The sequence below is a fragment of the Escherichia sp. WS1265 genome (assembly GCF_046487585.1).
Classification (GTDB): domain Bacteria; phylum Pseudomonadota; class Gammaproteobacteria; order Enterobacterales; family Enterobacteriaceae; genus Escherichia; species Escherichia coli.
On the sequence record NZ_JBJQJE010000006.1, the window covers coordinates 191,402 to 212,057 of the forward strand.

The 20,656-nt window shown below is 49.8% G+C and carries 25 protein-coding genes; 19 read left to right on the forward strand and 6 right to left on the reverse strand.

Features of this window, described 5'->3' with window-relative positions:
• Positions 1–118 precede the first annotated feature (118 nt).
• Together ACJHX3_RS08585 and rimL are read left to right on the forward strand one after the other, a co-directional pair.
• Positions 119–343 carry a YdcH family protein gene (locus ACJHX3_RS08585; RefSeq protein ID WP_001296778.1) on the forward strand — a complete coding sequence of 75 codons (225 nt, stop codon included), beginning with the start codon at positions 119–121 and terminating at the stop codon, positions 341–343.
• 62 nt (positions 344–405) lie between these two features.
• On the forward strand, positions 406–945 hold the full coding sequence (rimL, locus tag ACJHX3_RS08590; RefSeq protein WP_001469227.1) for a 50S ribosomal protein L7/L12-serine acetyltransferase: 540 nt from the start codon (positions 406–408) through the stop codon (positions 943–945).
• Here rimL and ydcK read toward each other — a convergent pair.
• The gene (gene ydcK / locus ACJHX3_RS08595; RefSeq protein WP_001234020.1) at positions 937–1,917 is read right to left on the reverse strand and encodes a YdcK family protein; all 981 of its coding nucleotides are present in this window, start codon (positions 1,915–1,917) and stop codon (positions 937–939) included. The two genes, rimL and ydcK, sit on opposite strands and share 9 nt — an antisense overlap.
• Before the next feature lie 123 nt (positions 1,918–2,040).
• On the opposite strand from ydcK, the gene tehA reads away from it, so the two are divergent.
• From tehA to ACJHX3_RS08610, 3 genes are all read left to right on the forward strand, one after another.
• Positions 2,041–3,033 carry a dicarboxylate transporter/tellurite-resistance protein TehA gene (gene tehA, locus ACJHX3_RS08600; RefSeq protein ID WP_001296725.1) on the forward strand — a complete coding sequence of 331 codons (993 nt, stop codon included), beginning with the start codon at positions 2,041–2,043 and terminating at the stop codon, positions 3,031–3,033.
• A complete protein-coding gene (gene tehB / locus ACJHX3_RS08605) occupies positions 3,030–3,623 on the forward strand; it encodes a tellurite resistance methyltransferase TehB (RefSeq protein ID WP_000586719.1) in 594 nt (197 codons plus the stop codon). The genes tehA and tehB overlap by 4 nt, the downstream gene beginning before the upstream one ends.
• Positions 3,624–3,925: 302 nt before the next feature.
• Positions 3,926–4,594, forward strand: a complete 669-nt coding sequence (locus ACJHX3_RS08610; protein ID WP_001261031.1) for a DUF3313 domain-containing protein — start codon at positions 3,926–3,928, stop codon at positions 4,592–4,594.
• 34 nt (positions 4,595–4,628) lie between these two features.
• On the opposite strand, the gene ydcO is transcribed toward ACJHX3_RS08610, so the two are convergent.
• The gene (ydcO, locus tag ACJHX3_RS08615; protein ID WP_072017310.1) at positions 4,629–5,840 is read right to left on the reverse strand and encodes a BenE family transporter YdcO; all 1,212 of its coding nucleotides are present in this window, start codon (positions 5,838–5,840) and stop codon (positions 4,629–4,631) included.
• Between the two features lie 52 nt (positions 5,841–5,892).
• Here ydcO and sutR point away from each other — a divergent pair, with 52 nt between their 5' ends.
• The gene (gene sutR / locus ACJHX3_RS08620; RefSeq protein WP_000429507.1) at positions 5,893–6,429 is read left to right on the forward strand and encodes a DNA-binding transcriptional regulator SutR; all 537 of its coding nucleotides are present in this window, start codon (positions 5,893–5,895) and stop codon (positions 6,427–6,429) included.
• A 72-nt stretch (positions 6,430–6,501) separates the two neighbouring features.
• Complete coding sequence (gene rlhA, locus ACJHX3_RS08625) at positions 6,502–8,463, forward strand: 23S rRNA 5-hydroxycytidine C2501 synthase (protein WP_094308190.1); 1,962 nt, start codon at positions 6,502–6,504, stop codon at positions 8,461–8,463.
• A 91-nt stretch (positions 8,464–8,554) separates the two neighbouring features.
• Here rlhA and ACJHX3_RS08630 read toward each other — a convergent pair whose 3' ends face one another.
• Positions 8,555–8,785, reverse strand: a complete 231-nt coding sequence (locus ACJHX3_RS08630) for a YncJ family protein (RefSeq protein WP_000494241.1) — start codon at positions 8,783–8,785, stop codon at positions 8,555–8,557.
• 221 nt (positions 8,786–9,006) lie between these two features.
• On the opposite strand from ACJHX3_RS08630, the gene hicA reads away from it, so the two are divergent.
• The 8 genes from hicA to patD all read left to right on the forward strand — a co-directional run bounded on the left by hicA (position 9,007) and on the right by patD (position 16,723).
• Positions 9,007–9,183, forward strand: a complete 177-nt coding sequence (gene hicA / locus ACJHX3_RS08635; protein WP_000813797.1) for a type II toxin-antitoxin system mRNA interferase toxin HicA — start codon at positions 9,007–9,009, stop codon at positions 9,181–9,183.
• Positions 9,184–9,228: 45 nt separating this feature from the next.
• Positions 9,229–9,645, forward strand: a complete 417-nt coding sequence (hicB, locus tag ACJHX3_RS08640; RefSeq protein ID WP_076611057.1) for a type II toxin-antitoxin system antitoxin HicB — start codon at positions 9,229–9,231, stop codon at positions 9,643–9,645.
• A gap of 78 nt (positions 9,646–9,723) precedes the next feature.
• Positions 9,724–11,130 carry a PLP-dependent aminotransferase family protein gene (locus ACJHX3_RS08645; protein ID WP_042097663.1) on the forward strand — a complete coding sequence of 469 codons (1,407 nt, stop codon included), beginning with the start codon at positions 9,724–9,726 and terminating at the stop codon, positions 11,128–11,130.
• 244 nt (positions 11,131–11,374) lie between these two features.
• Positions 11,375–12,520 carry a putative ABC transporter substrate-binding protein YdcS gene (gene ydcS, locus ACJHX3_RS08650; RefSeq protein ID WP_094308192.1) on the forward strand — a complete coding sequence of 382 codons (1,146 nt, stop codon included), beginning with the start codon at positions 11,375–11,377 and terminating at the stop codon, positions 12,518–12,520.
• A gap of 17 nt (positions 12,521–12,537) precedes the next feature.
• Positions 12,538–13,551: an ABC transporter ATP-binding protein gene (locus tag ACJHX3_RS08655; RefSeq protein ID WP_094308193.1), complete on the forward strand. Its 1,014-nt coding sequence runs from the start codon at positions 12,538–12,540 to the stop codon at positions 13,549–13,551.
• On the forward strand, positions 13,552–14,493 hold the full coding sequence (locus tag ACJHX3_RS08660; protein ID WP_001251307.1) for an ABC transporter permease: 942 nt from the start codon (positions 13,552–13,554) through the stop codon (positions 14,491–14,493).
• Positions 14,483–15,277 (forward strand): ABC transporter permease, encoded by a 795-nt coding sequence (locus ACJHX3_RS08665; RefSeq protein WP_094308194.1) that lies wholly within the window; start codon positions 14,483–14,485, stop codon positions 15,275–15,277. The genes ACJHX3_RS08660 and ACJHX3_RS08665 overlap by 11 nt, the downstream gene beginning before the upstream one ends.
• Positions 15,278–15,298: 21 nt before the next feature.
• Positions 15,299–16,723 carry an aminobutyraldehyde dehydrogenase gene (patD, locus tag ACJHX3_RS08670; protein WP_094308195.1) on the forward strand — a complete coding sequence of 475 codons (1,425 nt, stop codon included), beginning with the start codon at positions 15,299–15,301 and terminating at the stop codon, positions 16,721–16,723.
• 96 nt (positions 16,724–16,819) lie between these two features.
• Here patD and yncL read toward each other — a convergent pair whose 3' ends face one another.
• Entirely contained in the window at positions 16,820–16,915 is a 96-nt protein-coding gene (yncL, locus tag ACJHX3_RS08675; RefSeq protein ID WP_001303494.1) for a stress response membrane protein YncL, read from the reverse strand.
• A 194-nt stretch (positions 16,916–17,109) separates the two neighbouring features.
• Between yncL and ortT the strand changes: the two genes are divergently transcribed.
• Complete coding sequence (ortT, locus tag ACJHX3_RS08680; protein WP_123058367.1) at positions 17,110–17,283, forward strand: orphan toxin OrtT; 174 nt, start codon at positions 17,110–17,112, stop codon at positions 17,281–17,283.
• 85 nt (positions 17,284–17,368) lie between these two features.
• Entirely contained in the window at positions 17,369–17,602 is a 234-nt protein-coding gene (ydcY, locus tag ACJHX3_RS08685) for a DUF2526 family protein YdcY (RefSeq protein ID WP_000018638.1), read from the forward strand.
• Here the strand turns inward: ydcY and ACJHX3_RS08690 are convergent, their stop codons facing one another.
• A complete protein-coding gene (locus ACJHX3_RS08690) occupies positions 17,603–18,052 on the reverse strand; it encodes a DMT family transporter (protein ID WP_001076541.1) in 450 nt (149 codons plus the stop codon).
• Positions 18,052–18,567, reverse strand: a complete 516-nt coding sequence (locus ACJHX3_RS08695) for a GNAT family N-acetyltransferase (RefSeq protein ID WP_094308198.1) — start codon at positions 18,565–18,567, stop codon at positions 18,052–18,054. Before ACJHX3_RS08695 ends, ACJHX3_RS08690 begins: the two co-directional genes overlap by 1 nt.
• Positions 18,568–18,747: 180 nt before the next feature.
• Here ACJHX3_RS08695 and curA point away from each other — a divergent pair, with 180 nt between their 5' ends.
• A complete protein-coding gene (gene curA, locus ACJHX3_RS08700) occupies positions 18,748–19,785 on the forward strand; it encodes an NADPH-dependent curcumin/dihydrocurcumin reductase (protein ID WP_024216492.1) in 1,038 nt (345 codons plus the stop codon).
• A 197-nt stretch (positions 19,786–19,982) separates the two neighbouring features.
• A complete protein-coding gene (gene mcbR / locus ACJHX3_RS08705) occupies positions 19,983–20,648 on the forward strand; it encodes a colanic acid/biofilm transcriptional regulator McbR (protein WP_024044802.1) in 666 nt (221 codons plus the stop codon).
• Positions 20,649–20,656 lie beyond the last annotated feature (8 nt).

Here is a 20,656-nt window from a genome sequence, read left to right on the forward strand (position 1 = left end):
CTTCGGGAGGTGCCGTCTGGTTAAACACGATCCCGCTCGCATTTTTCCCTAAGTTAAATGAGTAATCTGATGGTGTGTATTTCAGATACACCTTGTCAGCCACTAACAGGGAGTGCGTATGTTTCCAGAATACCGAGATTTAATATCCCGTCTGAAAAACGAAAATCCTCGCTTTATGTCCTTGTTCGATAAACACAATAAACTTGATCATGAAATTGCCAGAAAGGAAGGTTCCGACGGTCGAGGGTACAATGCGGAAGTGGTCCGCATGAAAAAACAAAAGCTACAGTTAAAAGATGAGATGCTCAAAATCCTGCAGCAGGAGAGCGTCAAAGAGGTGTAAACTTTCCTAAGCCGCCAGCCAGGCGGCTTTTTTAACAACTGCATGGATTGACTGGAGATAAGATGGCTGAAACGATAAAAGTAAGTGAATCACTTGAATTACATGCTGTTGCAGAAAGTCATGTCACACCTCTTTATCAGTTAATCTGTAAAAATAGAACCTGGTTACAGCAGTCGCTAAACTGGCCGCAGTTTGTTCAAAGTGAAGAGGACACGCGAAAAACGGTGCAGGGCAATGTAATGTTGCATCAACGCGGATATGCCAAAATGTTCATGATTTTCAAAGAAGATGAACTTATCGGCGTTATCTCGTTTAATCGTATTGAACCACTGAATAAAACCGCTGAAATCGGCTACTGGCTGGACGAATCTCATCAGGGGCAGGGGATCATTTCTCAGGCGCTGCAGGCAATGATTCATCATTACGCTCAGTCTGGTGAACTTAGACGCTTCGTGATCAAATGTCGGATGGATAATGCGCAAAGCAACCAGGTCGCTTTGCGCAATGGTTTTATCCTTGAAGGTTGCCTGAAACAGGCTGAGTTTCTGAATGATGCCTATGATGATGTGAACTTATACGCGCGTATTATCGATTCAGAATAACCCTGCCAGCGGCGTTCGCGTAATGCGCTCTTCGCCGTTAATGACTTTTGGACCACGGACATGAACCGTGTCGCCATCAAAGGCTTCAATGACGGCGTGGTCAGTTAACTCCACATGGTTTTCAATTATCACCGCACCTGTAATACGGCTCTCACCTTGTATTACAACGTGCTCGTCGAGCAGAATCGGTCCGCCACGTACCACGGCATTTCCGCCAATCAAGACATGATGTTTTAACACACAATTACCTTCCACAATGGCATATTCCGCCACCTGTGAACTGTAATGAATCGTCGGAATGGCATCTTCTTCTATGCCAGCTTTCACCTGCGCGTGACCGTAAACTTTAGCGCAATCGCATAGCCAGACGTTGTTCTCTTCATTACCTTCAATACTGGCAAAATCAAAAACTTCGGCGCGATGTTCAATAAAAGCATACCGGACGACGGCATCGCCATAAATTTGTGCCTGGTGGACAATACGCGAGGCGCTAACCCTTGCGCGATCATAAATTTGTAGCAGGAGTTGATGGTCGGAGGTTAAGCCTTGCGCGGCGACGATCATAGAATGTTGATCAATTAAGGCGTGACCAAATATTCTACATTGCCCGTAAACTAATGAGTCATGAATGGTGACACTGTCACTTATATATGCACCCTGGCTGATTTCACTATTATCGATCCAGACGTTATCCGTTGCGTAAACCTCTCCCCACAGCACGCTGGTGCCGGTGATACGCGTATTACCGGAAATCACCGTTCCGCCGAACGCAATAGCATTCTGGTCGTAAATCCAGCAATTTCCTTCCTGTGCTAACACCGTTTCGCGATCGATCCAGCCGCCAGCGGTTCCTGCTATCACATCGTTAAAATCGCTCATGGCGATAATTTGCCGTAATAACACACTTTTTTTAGTGCCATCATCCTGATAACTAAAGGCTCGCTGTTCTTCACTTAGACGATATTTGCGCATAGCGTTTTCCCACAGGTGACTTACTATAACCGTAGCAAATTCTGCGGCTCTGGCTATGCTCGAGAAAATTCCATAAAATGCATTTCAAATATACTTTATATATTAAACAAAATGAGTAAGAAGATGCAGAGCGATAAAGTGCTCAATTTGCCGGCAGGCTACTTTGGTATTGTGTTGGGGACGATAGGGATGGGATTTGCCTGGCGCTATGCCAGCCAGGTTTGGCAGGTCAGCCACTGGTTAGGGGATGGGCTGGTGATTCTGGCGATGATCATCTGGGGATTATTGACTAGCGCATTTATTACCCGACTCATACGCTTTCCGCATAGCGTGCTGGCGGAAGTTCGCCATCCAGTGCTGAGCAGTTTTGTGAGTTTGTTTCCGGCAACGACGATGCTGGTGGCGATTGGTTTTGTTCCGTGGTTTCGCCCACTGGCGGTATGCCTGTTCAGTTTTGGTGTCGTTGTACAGTTGGCTTATGCCGCCTGGCAAACTGCGGGATTATGGCGCGGATCTCATCCTGAAGAAGCTACCACGCCTGGACTGTATCTGCCGACAGTTGCCAACAACTTTATCAGCGCAATGGCCTGTGGTGCGTTGGGCTACACCGACGCAGGTCTGGTGTTTTTAGGCGCAGGCGTTTTCTCATGGCTAAGCCTTGAACCTGTGATCTTGCAGCGTCTGCGCAGTTCGGGAGAATTACCCACGGCACTGCGGACCTCACTCGGCATTCAGCTCGCTCCTGCACTGGTGGCCTGTAGTGCCTGGCTGAGCGTCAACGGCGGCGAGGGTGACACGCTGGCGAAAATGCTTTTCGGTTATGGACTGCTGCAACTGCTGTTTATGCTACGTCTGATGCCATGGTATCTCTCCCAGCCATTTAATGCTTCATTCTGGAGTTTCTCGTTCGGCGTATCTGCACTGGCAACCACCGGTTTGCATCTGGGGAGTGGCAGCGATAATGGATTTTTCCATACGCTGGCGGTGCCGCTGTTTATCTTTACCAATTTTATTATTGCAATACTGCTCATCCGTACTTTTGCGCTTCTGATGCAGGGAAAATTGTTAGTCAGAACCGAGCGCGCCGTTTTAATGAAAGCAGAGGACAAAGAATGATCATTCGTGATGAAAACTATTTTACTGATAAATATGAATTAACCCGCACACACTCTGAAGTGCTGGAAGCGGTGAAAGTGGTTAAACCGGGTAAAACGCTGGATCTGGGCTGTGGCAATGGTCGTAATAGTCTTTACCTGGCAGCCAATGGTTATGATGTTGACGCATGGGATAAAAATGCCATGAGTATCGCCAACGTCGAGCGCATTAAATCCATTGAAAATCTGGATAATTTACACACCCGGGTCGTTGATCTGAATAACCTCACGTTTGATGGGCAATACGATTTTATTCTTTCGACTGTGGTGCTGATGTTCCTTGAGGCTAAAACCATCCCAGGGCTGATTGCCAATATGCAACGTTGCACTAAACCTGGCGGTTACAACCTGATTGTGGCGGCGATGGATACCGCTGATTATCCATGTACCGTCGGCTTCCCGTTTGCCTTCAAAGAGGGGGAATTACGTCGATATTACGAAGGCTGGGAGATGGTGAAATACAATGAAGACGTCGGCGAGCTGCACCGCACCGACGCCAACGGTAATCGTATTAAACTGCGTTTCGCCACGATGCTGGCACGTAAAAAATGACCCGGTAAGAACAAAGCGCGTGAAAATTCCCCACGCTGAGATGGTTTACTGTTCTTCTTTTCGGTAAGCATATTTTTTATCGAAGGGATGTGAAATTAATCACAGTAGTCGAAGTTTTTTAGCCGCTTAACTTACTGAAATTTAACTACTGATGATTGACTTAGCCCCTTTTTCGGCATTGACTATGTCGTCTGAAAAGGGGCTGAAAAATTTATTTTCACCAACACTTTTTTTGCCACAACACGAAGCGGCGCTTTTTGCTATAACTTAGAAAGTAATATAATCATCTCAGGAAACTATTCATGCGTACCACATCAATTGCGAAAGTTGCAGCTTTATGCGGCTTGTTGGCTCTGTCTGGTTGTGCCTCTAAAATCACCCAGCCAGATAAATATTCTGGTTTTTTAAACAATTACTCTGATTTAAAAGAAACAACCTCAGCAACAGGTAAACCTGTTTTACGTTGGGTAGACCCGAGTTTTGATCAAAGCAAATATGACAGCATCGTCTGGAACCCAATCACTTATTATCCGGTGCCAAAACCTTCTACCCAGGTAGGGCAGAAAGTTCTGGATAAAATTTTGAACTATACCAACACCGAAATGAAAGAAGCGATAGCGCAGCGTAAACCACTGGTTACCACCGCTGGGCCGCGTAGTCTGATTTTCCGTGGGGCCATTACCGGCGTAGATACCAGCAAAGAAGGGCTGCAATTCTATGAAGTGGTTCCTGTTGCATTAGTGGTTGCGGGGACGCAAATGGCTACAGGCCACCGTACCATGGATACTCGCCTCTATTTTGAAGGTGAGCTGATTGATGCAGCGACTAATAAACCGGTTATCAAAGTCGTTCGTCAGGGCGAAGGGAAAGACCTGAATAACGAAAGTACGCCAATGGCTTTCGAAAATATTAAACAAGTTATTGATGACATGGCGACCGATGCCACCATGTTTGACGTTAACAAAAAGTAATTCCAGTCGCGCCATCGTTAGATGGCGCTTTTTATCATCGGTTTCTGTCAGCGATTAAATTCAACACCACGTAACAAACGCCTCCGGCAATTAATCCCCAAAACGCAGAACCAATCCCGAACAGCGTCAATCCACTTGCCGTTACCAGAAATGCCACCACCGCCGCGTCGCGCTCACGCTCATTATGCAGCGCCTGATACAAACTGCCGCCAATAGTACTTAACAGCGCCAGACCTGCGAGCATCTGGATCCAACTTACGGGCAGGGCAGCCATCATCCCGGTAATGGCACTACCAAACAGACCTGCGAGCAAATAAAAAATGCCTGCAACGGCAGCTGCCAGCCAACGTTGATCTTTATCCGGATGCGCTTCCGGGCTTTGACAAATAGCCGCGGTGATTGCCGCAATACCGACGGAATAAACGCCGAAAGGGGAAAAAACAAGCGCCAGCAATCCAGTAAACACAATCAACGGCGAAACAGGAGCCGAATACCCGGCTGCTTTCATTGCTGCGATACCTGGAGCGTTTTGCGATGCCATCGTCACCAGAAAAAGGGGGAGTGCAACGCTCAGACTGTGAGCAAACGAAAAATCAGGGGTAATATAAGTGGGGAGAACGGGTTTAAAGACAACATCAGTTGTGACAACGTCACCTTGCGCGATAACGATCACGATCCCAATAATCATCGCGGCAATTACCGCATAGCGCGGCGCAACGGCCCTGGTTGCCAGCCATACCAGCAACATACTGCCACACAACGTAAATTGACCATCCAGACTGGCAAACGCCTGTAAACCAAAGCGTAATAAAATCCCGGCAAGCATTGCCGCCGCAAGCGAGTGTGGAATAATGCGCATCAGACGAGCAAAGAGTCCCGTTATGCCGCAGAGGACTATTAACGCGTTGGTGACAATAAAAACGCCGATGGCTTCGTTAAGTGTTAGTCCCTGTAATCCGGTGACCAACAAAGCCGCGCCAGGCGTTGACCATGCGGTGAGAACAGGTACGCGATACCATAATGTCAGAGCCAGCGTACTGACGCCCATTGCCAGCCCCAGCGCCGTCATCCAGCCAGAGATTTGTGCAGTGGTGGCTCCGGCGACAATCGCTGCTTGCCAGATTATTGCCGCTGAACTGGCGTAGCCAATTAATACCGCCAGAAACCCCGCCAGTAGCGTGGGTGGAGGAATAGAAAACAGACGCATGGTCACCTCGTGCGTTATAGCGTACAGGTACCGTAGCATTTGTCCGTTATAACGCACAAGTGATAAACTTCCGCTTTGCCGGAGGAGTCACATGGAAAATCTCACTCGCTTTTTATCCACCACACTTAAACAGCTACGTCAGCAGCGCGGCTGGAGTCTTTCGCGACTGGCAGAAGCGACGGGCGTTTCTAAAGCGATGTTAGGGCAGATTGAGCGTAATGAGTCCAGCCCGACGGTCGCGACATTATGGAAAATTGCCACCGGGTTGAACGTGCCATTTTCGACATTTATTTCTCCGCCGCAGTCCGCTACGCCTTCAGTTTATGATCCGCAACAGCAGGCGATGGTGATCACTTCGCTGTTTCCTTATGATCCACAACTCTGCTTTGAACACTTCTCGATTCAGATGGCACCTGGTGCAATAAGTGAATCGACGCCCCATGAGAAGGGAGTAATCGAACATGTTGTCGTCATTGATGGGCAACTTGATCTGTGCGTTGATGGTGAATGGCAGAGCCTTAATTGTGGGGAAGGCGCTCGATTTGCTGCAGACGTCACGCATGTCTATCGTAATGGAGGGGAGCAAACCGTACATTTTCATTCCCTCATCCATTACCCGCGCAGTTAAGCGGGAAAACTATTTCGCAACGTCGCGCTTGTGGCTAAAATAGCCGCCATTTTTCAGCTACTGGATAAGAAAGTGACCGTATCTTCTCATCGTCTTGAACTGTTAAGTCCGGCACGCGATGCCGCCATTGCCCGCGAAGCTATTTTGCACGGTGCCGATGCTGTTTATATCGGCGGCCCTGGTTTTGGTGCTCGTCATAATGCCAGTAATAGCCTGAAAGATATTGCCGAACTGGTGCCATTTGCCCATCGTTATGGTGCAAAAATTTTCGTCACGCTTAACACCATTTTGCATGATGATGAGCTGGAACCCGCGCAACGGCTGATTACTGACCTCTACCAGACCGGCGTCGATGCGCTGATTGTTCAGGATATGGGGATTCTGGAACTTGATATTCCGCCGATTGAACTGCACGCCAGTACGCAGTGCGATATTCGCACAGTAGAAAAAGCGAAGTTCCTCTCTGATGTTGGCTTTACGCAGATTGTGCTGGCGCGAGAGCTGAATCTTGAGCAGATCCGCGCGATTCACCAGGCCACGGACGCGACCATTGAATTCTTTATTCATGGCGCACTGTGCGTGGCCTATTCGGGTCAGTGCTACATTTCTCATGCGCAAACAGGGCGTAGCGCCAACCGTGGCGATTGCTCGCAGGCGTGCCGTTTGCCATACACATTGAAAGACGATCAGGGGCGGGTGGTTTCCTATGAAAAACATCTGCTGTCGATGAAAGATAACGATCAGACTGCCAACCTCGGCGCGCTGATTGATGCTGGCGTACGCTCCTTCAAGATTGAAGGGCGCTACAAAGATATGAGCTACGTGAAGAATATCACCGCCCATTATCGCCAGATGCTGGATGCCATTATTGAAGAACGTGGCGATCTGGCGCGTGCTTCATCAGGTCGTACTGAACATTTCTTTGTTCCATCGACGGAAAAGACTTTCCACCGTGGTAGCACAGATTATTTTGTGAATGCCCGTAAAGGGGATATCGGCGCGTTCGATTCGCCGAAATTTATCGGCCTGCCGGTGGGTGAAGTATTGAAAGTGGCGAAAGATCATCTCGATGTTGCCGTCACCGAGCCACTGGCAAATGGTGATGGCCTGAACGTGATGATTAAACGTGAAGTCGTCGGTTTTCGTGCCAATACGGTCGAGAAAACCGGAGAAAATCAGTACCGCGTCTGGCCCAATGAAATGCCAGCAGATTTGCACAAAATTCGTCCGCATCATCCGCTTAATCGTAATCTGGACCATAACTGGCAGCAGGCGTTGACCAAAACATCCAGCGAACGTCGCGTAGCGGTAGACATTGAACTGGGCGGATGGCAGGAACAACTGATTCTGACCCTGACCAGTGAAGAGGGCGTCAGCGTCACGCATACGCTGGACGGGCATTTCGACGAAGCCAATAACGCCGAAAAAGCAATGAACAATCTAAAGGATGGTCTGGCAAAACTGGGGCAAACCATCTATTACGCCCGCGATGTGCAAATTAACCTGCCTGGTGCGCGGTTTGTACCAAACAGTCTGTTAAACCAGTTCCGCCGTGAAGCCGCCGAAATGCTGGATGCTGCGCGTCTTGCCAGTTACCAGCGCGGCAGCCGTAAACCGGTTGCTGATCCTGCGCCGGTTTATCCGCAAACGCATCTGAGTTTCCTCGCGAACGTTTACAACCAGAAAGCGCGTGAATTTTATCATCGCTATGGTGTGCAGCTGATTGACGCGGCGTATGAGGCACATGAAGAGAAGGGCGAAGTCCCGGTGATGATCACCAAGCATTGTCTGCGCTTTGCCTTTAATCTGTGCCCAAAACAGGCGAAAGGCAATATCAAAAGCTGGAAGGCGACGCCAATGCAACTGGTTAATGGCGATGAAGTATTAACGCTAAAGTTCGATTGTCGCCCATGTGAGATGCACGTCATCGGCAAAATTAAAAATCACATTCTGAAAATGCCGTTACCGGGAAGTGTTGTCGCCTCCGTAAGTCCGAATGAGCTGCTGAAAACATTGCCGAAGCGAAAAGGGTAAAACGCCAGTTTTCTGGTTACTCACAACTTATTGAATCTGCATAATATTGTTGGCCGGGTAAGGCGTCACGCCGCATCCGGCAATAAATGACTCAACGTTGTCCCGCTTCTGGTTTGCGCGATTTTTGCCAGTAAAAATGCTCGCGCAAACCTTCCGCCGACTCTTCCGCCACGGCACGCAATTCATCGCTGTCCGCTTCATGACGTAGCTGATGATCCACATTCTTTACCCACATAAATTCATGTCCTTTGTGCCCTGCCATGAGTTGTCCTGAGAACAGCGCACACGTTAATAAGACAACCGATAACGCCTTCGTAAACATCCTGCCACCTTTTTCTTACCTTTTACCGCTATGATGCCGATAGTTTCTTTAGGTTATTATTCAGTTTTGCAAATTAGCGCAAAGAAATTATGGAATCTTCCTTCCTGATTTTGCATTGCATTCTGCCGTTGCGGCGATTTAGTTCTATTTTCGAGCAAATTACACACGGAGGTAAACACTAATGTTTACTTTGTTGATATACTCAGCGGCAGGGAGGCGATGTGAAACAAAGCGAGTTCAGACGTTGGCTCGAATCTCAGGGCGTCGATGTGGCGAATGGCAGCAACCATTTGAAACTCAGGTTTCAAGGGCGACGCAGTGTCATGCCGCGTCACCCCAGTGATGAGATAAAAGAACCATTGCGTAAAGCAATCCTGAAGCAACTCGGTTTGAGTTAATCGCCAATTAAAAAGGTTAATGACATGCGAGAGACAGTCGAAATTATGCGTTATCCCGTCACTCTTACACCCGCGCCGGAAGGCGGTTATATGGTTTCTTTTGTGGATATCCCTGAAGCGTTGACCCAGGGCGAAACAGTTGCTGAAGCGATGGAAGCGGCAAAAGATGCTTTACTGACCGCATTTGATTTTTATTTTGAAGATAATGAGCTAATCCCGTTGCCTTCGCCATTAACTAACAACGATCACTTTATTGAAGTGCCTTTAAGTATCGCCTCTAAAGTATTGCTGTTAAATGCTTTTTTACAGTCAGAAATCACTCAGCAAGAGTTAGCCAGACGAATTGGCAAACCTAAACAGGAGATTACTCGCCTATTTAATTTGCACCATGCGACAAAAATCGACGCCGTCCAGCTCGCGGCAAAGGCGCTTGGCAAAGAGTTATCGCTGGTGATGGTTTAATTACAGTTAACGAAAAGTTGTCATTTTTAACAACTGATATAGACTGCCGAATCATCTGCACATAATTACGATTCGATAATGAAAAAATACCAGCAGCTTGCAGAACAATTACGCGAGCAGATTGCGTCGGGTATCTGGCAACCTGGCGATCGTTTGCCTTCGTTGCGTGACCAGGTGGCGCTTTCTGGCATGAGCTTTATGACTGTCAGCCATGCCTATCAGTTGCTCGAAAGTCAGGGACATATTATCGCTCGACCGCAGTCGGGTTATTACGTTGCGCCACAGGCAATAAAAATGCCGAAAGCGCCAGTCATTCCTGTCACTCGAGATGAAGCAGTCGATATCAACACCTATATTTTTGATATGTTGCAGGCCAGTCGCGATCCGTCGGTAGTTCCGTTTGCCTCGGCCTTTCCCGACCCGCGACTTTTCCCCCTCCAACAACTAAACCGCTCGCTGGCGCAGGTAAGCAAAACCGCCACGGCGATGAGCGTGATTGAAAACTTACCGCCAGGAAACGCAGAACTGCGTCAGGCTATTGCTCGTCGCTATGCCTTACAGGGCATCACTATTTCTCCTGATGAAATTGTCATTACCGCCGGGGCGTTAGAGGCATTAAACCTCAGTTTACAAGCGGTCACTGAACCGGGCGATTGGGTGATAGTAGAGAATCCTTGTTTCTACGGCGCGTTGCAGGCGCTGGAGCGGTTACGGCTGAAGGCGTTATCGGTGGCGACGGACGTTAAAGAAGGGATTGATCTCAAGGCGCTGGAACTGGCGTTGCAGGAGTATCCGGTGAAAGCGTGCTGGCTGATGACTAATAGCCAGAATCCACTCGGATTTACCTTAACGCCGCAGAAAAAAGCGAGGCTGGTAGCGTTGCTCAATCAGTACAACGTAACGCTGATTGAAGATGACGTGTACAGCGAACTTTATTTTGGACGGGAAAAACCGCTGCCTGCGAAAGCGTGGGATCGCCACGATGGCGTTTTGTATTGCTCTTCGTTTTCGAAATGTCTGGTGCCTGGTTTTCGTATTGGTTGGGTCGCCGCCGGAAAACATGCACGTAAAATTCAACGCTTGCAGTTGATGAGTACGCTTTCCACCAGCTCACCGATGCAGCTTGCACTTGTGGATTACCTTTCCACGCGCCGATACGACGCCCATCTTCGTCGCTTGCGTCGCCAGCTTGCGGAGCGTAAACAACGTGCCTGGCAGGCACTGCTGCGTTATCTGCCTGCGGAAGTGAAAATTCATCATAATGACAGCGGTTATTTTCTCTGGCTGGAGCTCCCCGCGCCGTTAGATGCGGGCGAATTAAGCCTGGCAGCACTGACGCATCATATCAGTATTGCGCCGGGTAAAATGTTTTCTACCGGTGAAAACTGGTCACGTTTTTTCCGTTTTAATACCGCGTGGCAGTGGGGCGAGCGCGAAGAACAGGCGGTTAAACAATTAGGCAAACTTATTCAAGAACGACTGTAATAGCGTTTAATTTAATTCCTCTCAGGTTAAGTAATATGAATTTCGAATAGCAGTCATATTTCCTAACTCCTTGTCTATACTCCAGAAGATAACCTTACAGACGGCATAATGCGCGGTAGCTCACAACCTGATTAAATTTTCTCAGGGGCGAAGGTGTGCCTGCAAGCCGCCGTCTATGGTTAAACAAGGAGATATTTTTACGGCACGGCGGCTGAACAATTAATTACGACAGGAGTAAGACCTTATGAGCAAGACATTTGCCCGCAGCAGCCTGTGTGCGCTCAGCATGACAATAATGACCGCTCACGCCGCCGAACCACCTACCAATTTAGATAAACCGGAAGGGAGACTGGATATTATCGCCTGGCCGGGATACATCGAACGCGGACAAACTGATAAACAATACGACTGGGTAACGCAATTCGAAAAAGAGACAGGCTGCGCGGTGAATGTGAAAACCGCCGCGACATCCGATGAAATGGTCAGTCTGATGGCCAAAGGGGGTTACGATCTGGTTACGGCATCTGGCGATGCCTCGCTGCGTTTGATTATGGGCAAACGCGTGCAGCCGATTAATACCGCCTTGATTCCCAACTGGAAAGCGCTCGATCCGCGCGTGGTTAAAGGCGACTGGTTTAACGTTGGCGGCAAAGTTTACGGCACACCTTACCAATGGGGGCCGAACCTGCTGATGTACAACACTAAAACCTTCCCGACGCCGCCGGATAGCTGGCAAGTGGTTTTTGTTGAGCAGAATCTGCCGGACGGCAAGAGCAATAAAGGCCGCGTTCAGGCTTATGATGGCCCTATCTACATTGCGGACGCTGCGTTGTTCGTTAAAGCCACTCAGCCGCAGTTGGGCATCAGCGATCCGTATCAACTCACCGAAGAACAGTACCAGGCGGTGCTGAAAGTGCTGCGCGATCAACATAGTTTGATCCATCGCTACTGGCATGACACTACCGTACAAATGAGCGATTTCAAAAACGAGGGTGTGGTTGCTTCCAGTGCATGGCCCTATCAGGCCAACGCCCTGAAAGCCGAAGGCCAGCCTGTCGCGACCGTATTCCCGAAAGAGGGCGTTACCGGTTGGGCTGACACCACCATGCTACATAGCGAAGCGAAACATCCGGTTTGCGCCTACAAATGGATGAACTGGTCATTAACGCCAAAAGTGCAGGGTGATGTGGCGGCCTGGTTTGGCTCGTTACCGGTAGTGCCGGAAGGGTGTAAAGCCAGTCCGTTATTAGGCGAAAAAGGTTGTGAAACCAACGGTTTTAACTATTTCGACAAAATCGCCTTCTGGAAAACGCCTATAGCAGAAGGGGGCAAGTTTGTTCCCTACAGTCGCTGGACGCAGGATTACATTGCCATTATGGGCGGTCGCTAACTTCGCTGGGGTGTTTTATGACGTACGCAGTGGAGTTTGACAACGTCTCGCGGTTGTACGGTGACGTGCGCGCAGTAGATGGCGTCAGTATTGCGATAAAAGATGGTGAGTTCTTCTCTATGCTGGGGCCGTCCGGCTCCGGCAAAACCACCTGCCTGCGCCTGATTGCTGGATTCGAACAGCTTTCCGGCGGGGCTATCTCTATCTTTGGTAAACCCGCCAGCAATCTGCCACCGTGGGAGCGGGACGTGAATACCGTCTTTCAGGACTACGCGCTATTTCCGCATATGTCGGTTCTTGACAACGTGGCCTATGGGCTGATGGTCAAAGGCGTTAATAAAAAGCAGCGGCACGCAATGGCGCAAGAAGCGCTGGAGAAAGTGGCGCTTGGTTTTGTTCAGCAAGGTAAGCCGTCACAGCTTTCTGGTGGTCAACGTCAGCGAGTCGCCATTGCCAGAGCACTGGTGAATGAACCGCGCGTATTGCTGTTGGATGAACCGCTCGGCGCACTGGATCTCAAATTGCGTGAGCAGATGCAACTGGAACTGAAAAAGCTGCAACAGTCTCTCGGTATCACTTTTATCTTCGTTACCCACGATCAGGGCGAAGCGTTATCGATGTCCGATCGTGTGGCGGTTTTCAATAATGGACGCATTGAGCAGGTCGATTCCCCGCGCGATCTCTATATGCGCCCGCGCACGCCGTTTGTTGCCGGGTTCGTTGGTACATCGAATGTTTTTGATGGACTGATGGCAGAGAAACTTTGTGGCATGACGGGAAGCTTCGCCCTGCGACCGGAACATATCCGCCTCAACACCCCTGGTGAACTGCAGGCCAATGGCACGATCCAGGCGGTGCAATATCAGGGCGCGGCAACACGTTTTGAACTGAAATTGAACGGCGGTGAAAAACTGCTTGTGAGTCAGGCCAATATGACAGGCGAAGAACTGCCTGCCACGCTCACGCCCGGACAACAGGTGATGGTTTCCTGGTCGCGTGATGTGATGGTGCCGCTGGTTGAGGAGAGGTGAATGGCGATGAATGTATTGCAATCACCTTCACGTCCAGGTCTGGGTAAGGTGTCCGGTTTCTTCTGGCGTAATCCGGGGCTGGGGCTGTTTTTACTGCTGCTTGGCCCGCTAATGTGGTTTGGCATTGTCTATTTCGGCTCGCTGCTAACGCTGTTATGGCAGGGCTTTTATACTTTTGACGATTTCACTATGTCGGTAACGCCGGAACTGACGCTGGCGAATATCCGTGCGCTGTTTAATCCGGCGAATTACGACATCATTCTCCGCACGCTGATTATGGCTGTGGCAGTCACTATCGCCAGCGCCATTCTGGCTTTTCCAATGGCGTGGTATATGGCGCGCTATACCAGCGGGAAAATGAAAGCGTTCTTTTACATTGCGGTGATGTTGCCGATGTGGGCAAGCTACATTGTTAAAGCTTATGCCTGGACATTATTGCTGGCAAAAGATGGCGTGGCGCAGTGGTTTTTACAACATCTGGGGCTGGAACCACTGCTGACAGCGTTCCTTACATTACCAGCGGTGGGCGGTAACACGCTGTCAACTTCCGGGCTGGGGCGCTTTCTGGTGTTTCTCTATATCTGGCTGCCGTTCATGATCCTGCCCGTGCAGGCGGCGCTTGAGCGTTTGCCGCCGTCATTGTTGCAGGCGTCGGCTGATCTTGGCGCACGTCCACGGCAAACCTTTCGCTATGTGGTGCTGCCGCTGGCAATCCCGGGTATTGCCGCTGGCTCTATCTTTACCTTTTCACTCACACTGGGCGATTTTATCGTCCCGCAGCTGGTTGGCCCTCCAGGATATTTTATCGGCAATATGGTTTATTCCCAGCAGGGAGCGATTGGCAATATGCCGATGGCGGCGGCATTCACCCTGGTGCCGATTGTTCTCATCGCACTGTACCTGGCGTTCGTGAAACGTCTGGGAGCGTTCGATGCACTCTGAACGCGCACCGTTTTTCCTCAAACTGGCGGCCTGGGGCGGCGTGGTTTTCCTACATTTTCCCATTCTGATTATCGCCGCCTATGCGTTTAACACTGAAGATGCGGCGTTTAGTTTTCCACCGCAAGGCCTGACGCTGCGCTGGTTTAGCGTTGCAGCACAGCGTAGTGATATTCTTGAAGCCGTGACACTGTCACTTAAAGTGGCGGCGCTGGCGACATTAATTGCGCTGGTGTTAGGGACGCTGGCCGCTGCCGCGCTGTGGCGACGAGACTTTTTCGGCAAAAACGCCATTTCGCTGTTACTGCTGCTGCCCATTGCGCTGCCGGGTATTGTCACTGGTCTGGCGCTATTAACCGCCTTTAAAACCATCGATCTGGAGCCGGAATTTTTCACCATCGTGGTCGGTCATGCGACTTTTTGCGTAGTGGTGGTGTTTAACAATGTCATCGCACGTTTTCGCCGCACCTCGTGGAGTCTGGTTGAGGCGTCAATGGATCTTGGGGCCAATGGCTGGCAAACCTTCCGCTACGTAGTGTTGCCGAATCTCAGTTCGGCGCTACTGGCAGGAGGAATGCTGGCGTTTGCCTTGTCGTTCGATGAAATCATCGTGACGACCTTTACGGCAGGTCATGAACGAACGTTACCGTTGTGGTTGCTCAATCAGCTTGGGCGACCGCGTGATGTACCGGTAACCAACGTGGTGGCACTGCTGGTTATGTTGGTAACAACCTTGCCGATCCTGGGAGCCTGGTGGCTAACCCGCGAAGGCGACAATGGTCAATAACCACTGATACAGGAATATGCTATGCAACATAAGTTACTGATTAATGGAGAACTGGTTAGCGGCGAAGGGGAAAAACAGCCTGTCTATAATCCGGCAACGGGGGAAGTTTTACTGGAGATTGCCGAGGCATCCGCAGAGCAGGTCGATGCCGCTGTTCGTGCAGCAGATGCGGCATTTGCCGAATGGGGGCAAACCACGCCGAAAACGCGCGCGGAATGCCTGCTGAAACTGGCTGATGTTATCGAAGAAAATGGTCAGGTTTTTGCCGAACTGGAGTCCCGTAATTGTGGCAAACCGCTGCATAGTGCGTTCAATGATGAAATCCCGGCGATTGTCGATGTTTTTCGCTTTTTCGCTGGTGCGGCGCGCTGTCTGAATGGTCTGGCGGCAGGTGAATATCTTGAAGGTCATACTTCGATGATCCGTCGCGATCCGTTGGGGGTCGTGGCTTCTATCGCACCGTGGAATTATCCGCTGATGATGGCTGCGTGGAAACTGGCTCCGGCGCTGGCGGCAGGGAACTGCGTAGTGCTTAAACCATCAGAAATTACCCCGCTGACCGCATTGAAGTTGGCAGAGCTGGCGAAAGATATCTTCCCGGCAGGTGTGATTAACGTACTGTTTGGCAGAGGCAAAACGGTGGGCGATCCGCTGACCGGTCATCCCAAAGTGCGGATGGTGTCGCTGACGGGCTCTATCGCCACCGGCGAGCACATCATCAGCCATACCGCGCCCTCCATTAAGCGTACTCATATGGAACTTGGTGGCAAAGCGCCAGTGATTGTTTTTGATGATGCGGATATTGAAGCAGTGGTCGAAGGTGTACGTACATTTGGCTATTACAATGCCGGACAGGATTGTACTGCGGCTTGTCGGATCTACGCGCAAAAAGGCATTTACGATACGCTGGTGGAAAAACTGGGTGCTGCGGTGGCAACGTTAAAATCTGGTGCGCCGGATGACGAGTCTACGGAGCTTGGACCTTTAAGCTCGCTGGCGCATCTCGAACGCGTCAGCAAGGCGGTAGAAGAGGCGAAAGCGACAGGGCACATCAAAGTGATCACTGGCGGTGAAAAGCGCAAGGGTAATGGCTATTACTATGCGCCGACGCTGCTGGCTGGCGCATTACAGGACGATGCCATCGTGCAAAAAGAGGTATTTGGTCCGGTAGTGAGTGTTACGCTCTTCGACAACGAAGAACAGGTGGTGAACTGGGCAAATGACAGCCAGTACGGACTTGCATCCTCGGTATGGACGAAAGATGTGGGCAGGGCGCATCGCGTCAGCGCGCGGCTGCAATATGGTTGTACCTGGGTCAATACCCATTTCATGCTGGTAAGTGAAATGCCGCACGGTGGGCAGAAACTTTCTGGTTACGGCAAGGATATGTCACTTTATGGGCTGGAGGATTACACCGTCGTCCGCCACGTCATGGTTAAACATTAAGGATAATATTGCAGATCGTAAGAGTATGAGAAGATCTTGCGTACTGTCAGAGCACTGATTTCTCTGACAGTACGTGCTGCGTGCAAAATCACTACATCAAATAAACCAGCCAAATCTCATAGAGATAAGAGTAAACAAACCAACAGCAGCAAAGACATTTATCAGTACTACAGTTCTACTGGAAACATTCATTTTTGCCACCTTTTATCATTGCCCCTATGTGTATAGTACGGGTTAAGAAAATCCGCAATAATACTCATTCTGAAGATGGATAAGGGCAAGTTGCTGTTTGATGATTTTTTCTCAAACCGGTTAAAAAACTTGATGTGCGTCAAAAAATGACGCATATTTGCGCGCGTTTTATTCATCTGGCTGGACGCCCGTACATGTCTCTCTATCAACACATGCTTGTTTTTTATGCGGTTATGGTAGTAATCGCATTTCTTATCACCTGGTTTCTTTCTCACGATAAGAAACGCATCCGTTTCTTAAGCGCCTTTCTGGTGGGGGCAACATGGCCGATGAGTTTCCCGGTGGCGCTGTTGTTTTCACTGTTTTAAATCTTACTCACTGGCTTGACGGCACCACGCAGACTTATATCATTTGGATGAATCGATAAATTTCACAAGTGGCTAAGGAGAAAGTATGTCGCATCTGGATGAAGTCATCGCGCGCGTGGATGCCGCGATTGAAGAGAGCGTCATTGCCCATATGAACGAATTATTAATCGCCCTGAGCGATGATGCGGAGTTAAGTCGGGAAGAACGCTATACCCAGCAGCAGCGTCTGCGCACAGCGATCGCCCATCACGGTCGCAAACATAAAGAAGATATGGAAGCGCGCCACGAACAGTTAACCAAAGGTGGCACCATCCTCTGATTAAAATGTGCGCCTGGCCACCAGCCAGGCACCAACCACAAGTAAAATTGCGCCACAAATTGGGCCGATCAACGCCCGTAGTGGTACGCCATGGCTGCGGAAGATATCCAGCACCAGACCGCCAATCAGCTGGCTGGCGACCAGTACCGCAATAGTTGTCGCCGCTCCCACATTCTGATATCCGCTGATACTGGCGAAGACAAAAAACGATCCCAGCAAGCCAGGTATAAGTGTCCACCAGCGCACGCTGGACACCAGTTCGCCAAACCCCGCCATGCCTTGTTTAAACCATAAAATAGAAACGAACAGCACAATTCCTACCAAAGAGTTCAGCAACATGGCGATGAGAATGGTTGAGGAGGTCTGAGTGATGCGCACCATCAGCGTGTTTTGGACTACCAGACCAATCCCGGCGGCAATCAAAAAGGCAAGGGTAAGCGACTGATTCATCAGATTGCGTCCGGTTCAGTGCGCTCGTCGAGTTGCAACTGCATAAATGTCAGATCCAGCCAGCGCCCAAATTTAGTGCCCACCTGCGGCATTTGCGCGGTGACGACAAATCCCAGCGACTGGTGCAGATGCAAAGACGCCTGATTTTGCGATTCGATCCCGGCGACCATGACATGCTTCCCGCAATCCCGCGCTTCATCAATCAATCGGCTTAACAATTTACGCCCAAGACCTTTGCCCTGATGATCGGGATGGACATAAACCGAATGTTCCACGGTATGGCGAAAACCATCGAAACTACGCCAGTCGCCAAACGAGGCATATCCTGTAACGACGCCATCTTCTTCACTCACCAGCACCGGATAACCTGCTATGGTCCGCGCTTCAAACCAGGCAATGCGGTTATCAGCATCCACCGTTTGGTCATTCCAGATAGCCGCCGTATACAACACGGCGTGGTTATAAATTTCCGCAATGGCAGCACAGTCGGCTTTGCGGGCAAAACGGATGGACATGTTTGGCCTCGATTAAATAATGATGATGACGTTATCAATACTATCGAAAACAGCCCGAAGCAACGGATTCCTCGATGAAATTATTGCGTGTTGCAGAGGGGATGTGACGGCTGCAAACAAAACCATTCCTGCGAGCCTGCTACTATTGATGGATTCATGCCAAAAGCACAGGAGAGCATTATGGGGCAACAAAAGCAGCGTAATCGACGTTGGGTTCTGGCCTCGCGTCCGCATGGCGCGCCGGTTCCGGAGAATTTCCGTCTTGAAGAAGATGATATCGCCACACCGGGTGAAGGACAGGTGTTACTGCGCACAGTTTATTTGTCACTGGACCCGTATATGCGTGGACGTATGAGCGATGAGCCATCTTATTCACCGCCGGTTGATATTGGCGGCGTGATGGTCGGCGGCACGGTGAGCCGTGTCGTGGAGTCGAATCATCCTGATTATCAGCCTGGCGACTGGGTGCTGGGCTACAGTGGATGGCAGGACTATGACATATCCAGTGGTGATGATCTGGTGAAACTTGGCGATCATCCCCAAAATCCATCGTGGTCGCTGGGTGTGCTGGGGATGCCAGGCTTTACCGCTTATATGGGGCTGCTGGATATCGGTCAGCCCAAAGAGGGCGAAACATTGGTTGTTGCTGCGGCGACAGGTCCTGTGGGGGCGACGGTGGGTCAAATCGGCAAACTTAAAGGTTGCAGGGTGGTGGGGGTTGCCGGTGGCGCGGAAAAATGCCGCCATGCTACCGAGATGTTAGGCTTCGATGTATGCCTTGATCACCACGCGGATGATTTTGCCGAACAACTGGCGAAAGCGTGCCCGAAAGGCGTTGATATCTATTATGAAAACGTTGGCGGTAAGGTATTCGATGCGGTGCTACCGTTACTTAATACATCTGCGCGCATTCCCGTCTGCGGCTTAGTGAGCAGCTATAACGCTACAGAGCTACCACCCGGCCCGGATCGATTACCTCTGTTGATGGCTACGGTGCTGAAAAAACGTATTCGCCTGCAAGGATTTATTATCGCTCAGGATTATGGTCACCGCATCCATGAGTTTCAGAAGGAGATGGGGCAATGGGTGAAAGAGGATAAAATCCACTACCGCGAAGAAATTACTGACGGTTTAGAGAATGCGCCACAGACGTTTATCGGCCTGCTGAAGGGTAAAAACTTCGGCAAAGTGGTGATCCGCGTGGCGGGTGATGATTAAAGTTTCAACGGCGGCGTAAGCCGCCATAAAAATCCAGGCAAAAAGCTTATTTTCAGCTTTAATTAACTAACCACGTCATTGTTCTGCTGCTAATAACAACAAAGGTGAGTGGTTTATGATTATTCACTTTAATACACCAGGTGAACTCCTTCTGCCATGCAGGCAGGGTTGGACAGAAAACACGCGAAGGAATTAAAATGCCTGGAACGGAAAAAATGAAACATGTCAGTTTGACTCTGCAGGTTGAGAACGACCTGAAACATCAGCTTAGTATTGGCGCACTAAAACCTGGCGCACGCCTGATTACTAAAAATCTGGCGGAACAATTAGGTATGAGTATTACACCTGTGCGTGAAGCATTATTACGTCTGGTTTCGGTGAATGCGCTTTCTGTCGCTCCAGCGCAAGCATTTACAGTTCCGGAAGTGGGGAAGCGTCAATTAGACGAAATCAATCGGATCCGCTACGAACTGGAATTAATGGCAGTTACTCTGGCTGTTGAAAACCTCACCCCGCCAGACCTGGCGGAACTCCAGGAATTGCTTGAGAAATTACTGCAGGCGCAAGAAAAGGGCGACATGGAACAAATCATTAATGCGAACAGGCTATTTCGCTTAGCGATTTATCATCGCTCAAATATGCCCATCCTGTGTGAGATGATTGAGCAACTGTGGGTCAGGATGGGACCTGGTTTACATTATCTCTATGAAGCGATTAATCCAGCGGAATTACGGGAACGTATAGAAAACTATCATCTATTACTCGCCGCGTTAAAAGCAAAAGACAAAGAGGGATGCAGACATTGTCTTGCTGAAATTATGCAACAAAATATTGCTATTTTATATCAGCAATACAATCGTTAAAGTAAATG

What these genes read in the sequence shown, in the direction of transcription:
- mcbR (WP_024044802.1), top strand. Translation starts at nt 19,983, where the DNA reads ATGCCTGGAACGGAAAAAATGAAACATGTCAGTTTGACTCTGCAGGTT.
- ACJHX3_RS08645 (WP_042097663.1), top strand. Translation starts at nt 9,724, where the DNA reads ATGAAAAAATACCAGCAGCTTGCAGAACAATTACGCGAGCAGATTGCG.
- tehB (WP_000586719.1), top strand. Translation starts at nt 3,030, where the DNA reads ATGATCATTCGTGATGAAAACTATTTTACTGATAAATATGAATTAACC.
- ACJHX3_RS08665 (WP_094308194.1), top strand. Translation starts at nt 14,483, where the DNA reads ATGCACTCTGAACGCGCACCGTTTTTCCTCAAACTGGCGGCCTGGGGC.
- ydcS (WP_094308192.1), top strand. Translation starts at nt 11,375, where the DNA reads ATGAGCAAGACATTTGCCCGCAGCAGCCTGTGTGCGCTCAGCATGACA.
- ydcK (WP_001234020.1), bottom strand. Translation starts at nt 1,917, where the DNA reads ATGCGCAAATATCGTCTAAGTGAAGAACAGCGAGCCTTTAGTTATCAG.
- yncL (WP_001303494.1), bottom strand. Translation starts at nt 16,915, where the DNA reads ATGAATGTTTCCAGTAGAACTGTAGTACTGATAAATGTCTTTGCTGCT.
- curA (WP_024216492.1), top strand. Translation starts at nt 18,748, where the DNA reads ATGGGGCAACAAAAGCAGCGTAATCGACGTTGGGTTCTGGCCTCGCGT.
- ACJHX3_RS08610 (WP_001261031.1), top strand. Translation starts at nt 3,926, where the DNA reads ATGCGTACCACATCAATTGCGAAAGTTGCAGCTTTATGCGGCTTGTTG.
- ydcO (WP_072017310.1), bottom strand. Translation starts at nt 5,840, where the DNA reads ATGCTACGGTACCTGTACGCTATAACGCACGAGGTGACCATGCGTCTG.
- tehA (WP_001296725.1), top strand. Translation starts at nt 2,041, where the DNA reads ATGCAGAGCGATAAAGTGCTCAATTTGCCGGCAGGCTACTTTGGTATT.
- rimL (WP_001469227.1), top strand. Translation starts at nt 406, where the DNA reads ATGGCTGAAACGATAAAAGTAAGTGAATCACTTGAATTACATGCTGTT.
- ortT (WP_123058367.1), top strand. Translation starts at nt 17,110, where the DNA reads ATGTCTCTCTATCAACACATGCTTGTTTTTTATGCGGTTATGGTAGTA.
- ACJHX3_RS08660 (WP_001251307.1), top strand. Translation starts at nt 13,552, where the DNA reads ATGGCGATGAATGTATTGCAATCACCTTCACGTCCAGGTCTGGGTAAG.
- ydcY (WP_000018638.1), top strand. Translation starts at nt 17,369, where the DNA reads ATGTCGCATCTGGATGAAGTCATCGCGCGCGTGGATGCCGCGATTGAA.
- patD (WP_094308195.1), top strand. Translation starts at nt 15,299, where the DNA reads ATGCAACATAAGTTACTGATTAATGGAGAACTGGTTAGCGGCGAAGGG.
- ACJHX3_RS08695 (WP_094308198.1), bottom strand. Translation starts at nt 18,567, where the DNA reads ATGTCCATCCGTTTTGCCCGCAAAGCCGACTGTGCTGCCATTGCGGAA.
- ACJHX3_RS08630 (WP_000494241.1), bottom strand. Translation starts at nt 8,785, where the DNA reads ATGTTTACGAAGGCGTTATCGGTTGTCTTATTAACGTGTGCGCTGTTC.
- ACJHX3_RS08690 (WP_001076541.1), bottom strand. Translation starts at nt 18,052, where the DNA reads ATGAATCAGTCGCTTACCCTTGCCTTTTTGATTGCCGCCGGGATTGGT.
- ACJHX3_RS08585 (WP_001296778.1), top strand. Translation starts at nt 119, where the DNA reads ATGTTTCCAGAATACCGAGATTTAATATCCCGTCTGAAAAACGAAAAT.
- ACJHX3_RS08655 (WP_094308193.1), top strand. Translation starts at nt 12,538, where the DNA reads ATGACGTACGCAGTGGAGTTTGACAACGTCTCGCGGTTGTACGGTGAC.
- sutR (WP_000429507.1), top strand. Translation starts at nt 5,893, where the DNA reads ATGGAAAATCTCACTCGCTTTTTATCCACCACACTTAAACAGCTACGT.
- hicB (WP_076611057.1), top strand. Translation starts at nt 9,229, where the DNA reads ATGCGTTATCCCGTCACTCTTACACCCGCGCCGGAAGGCGGTTATATG.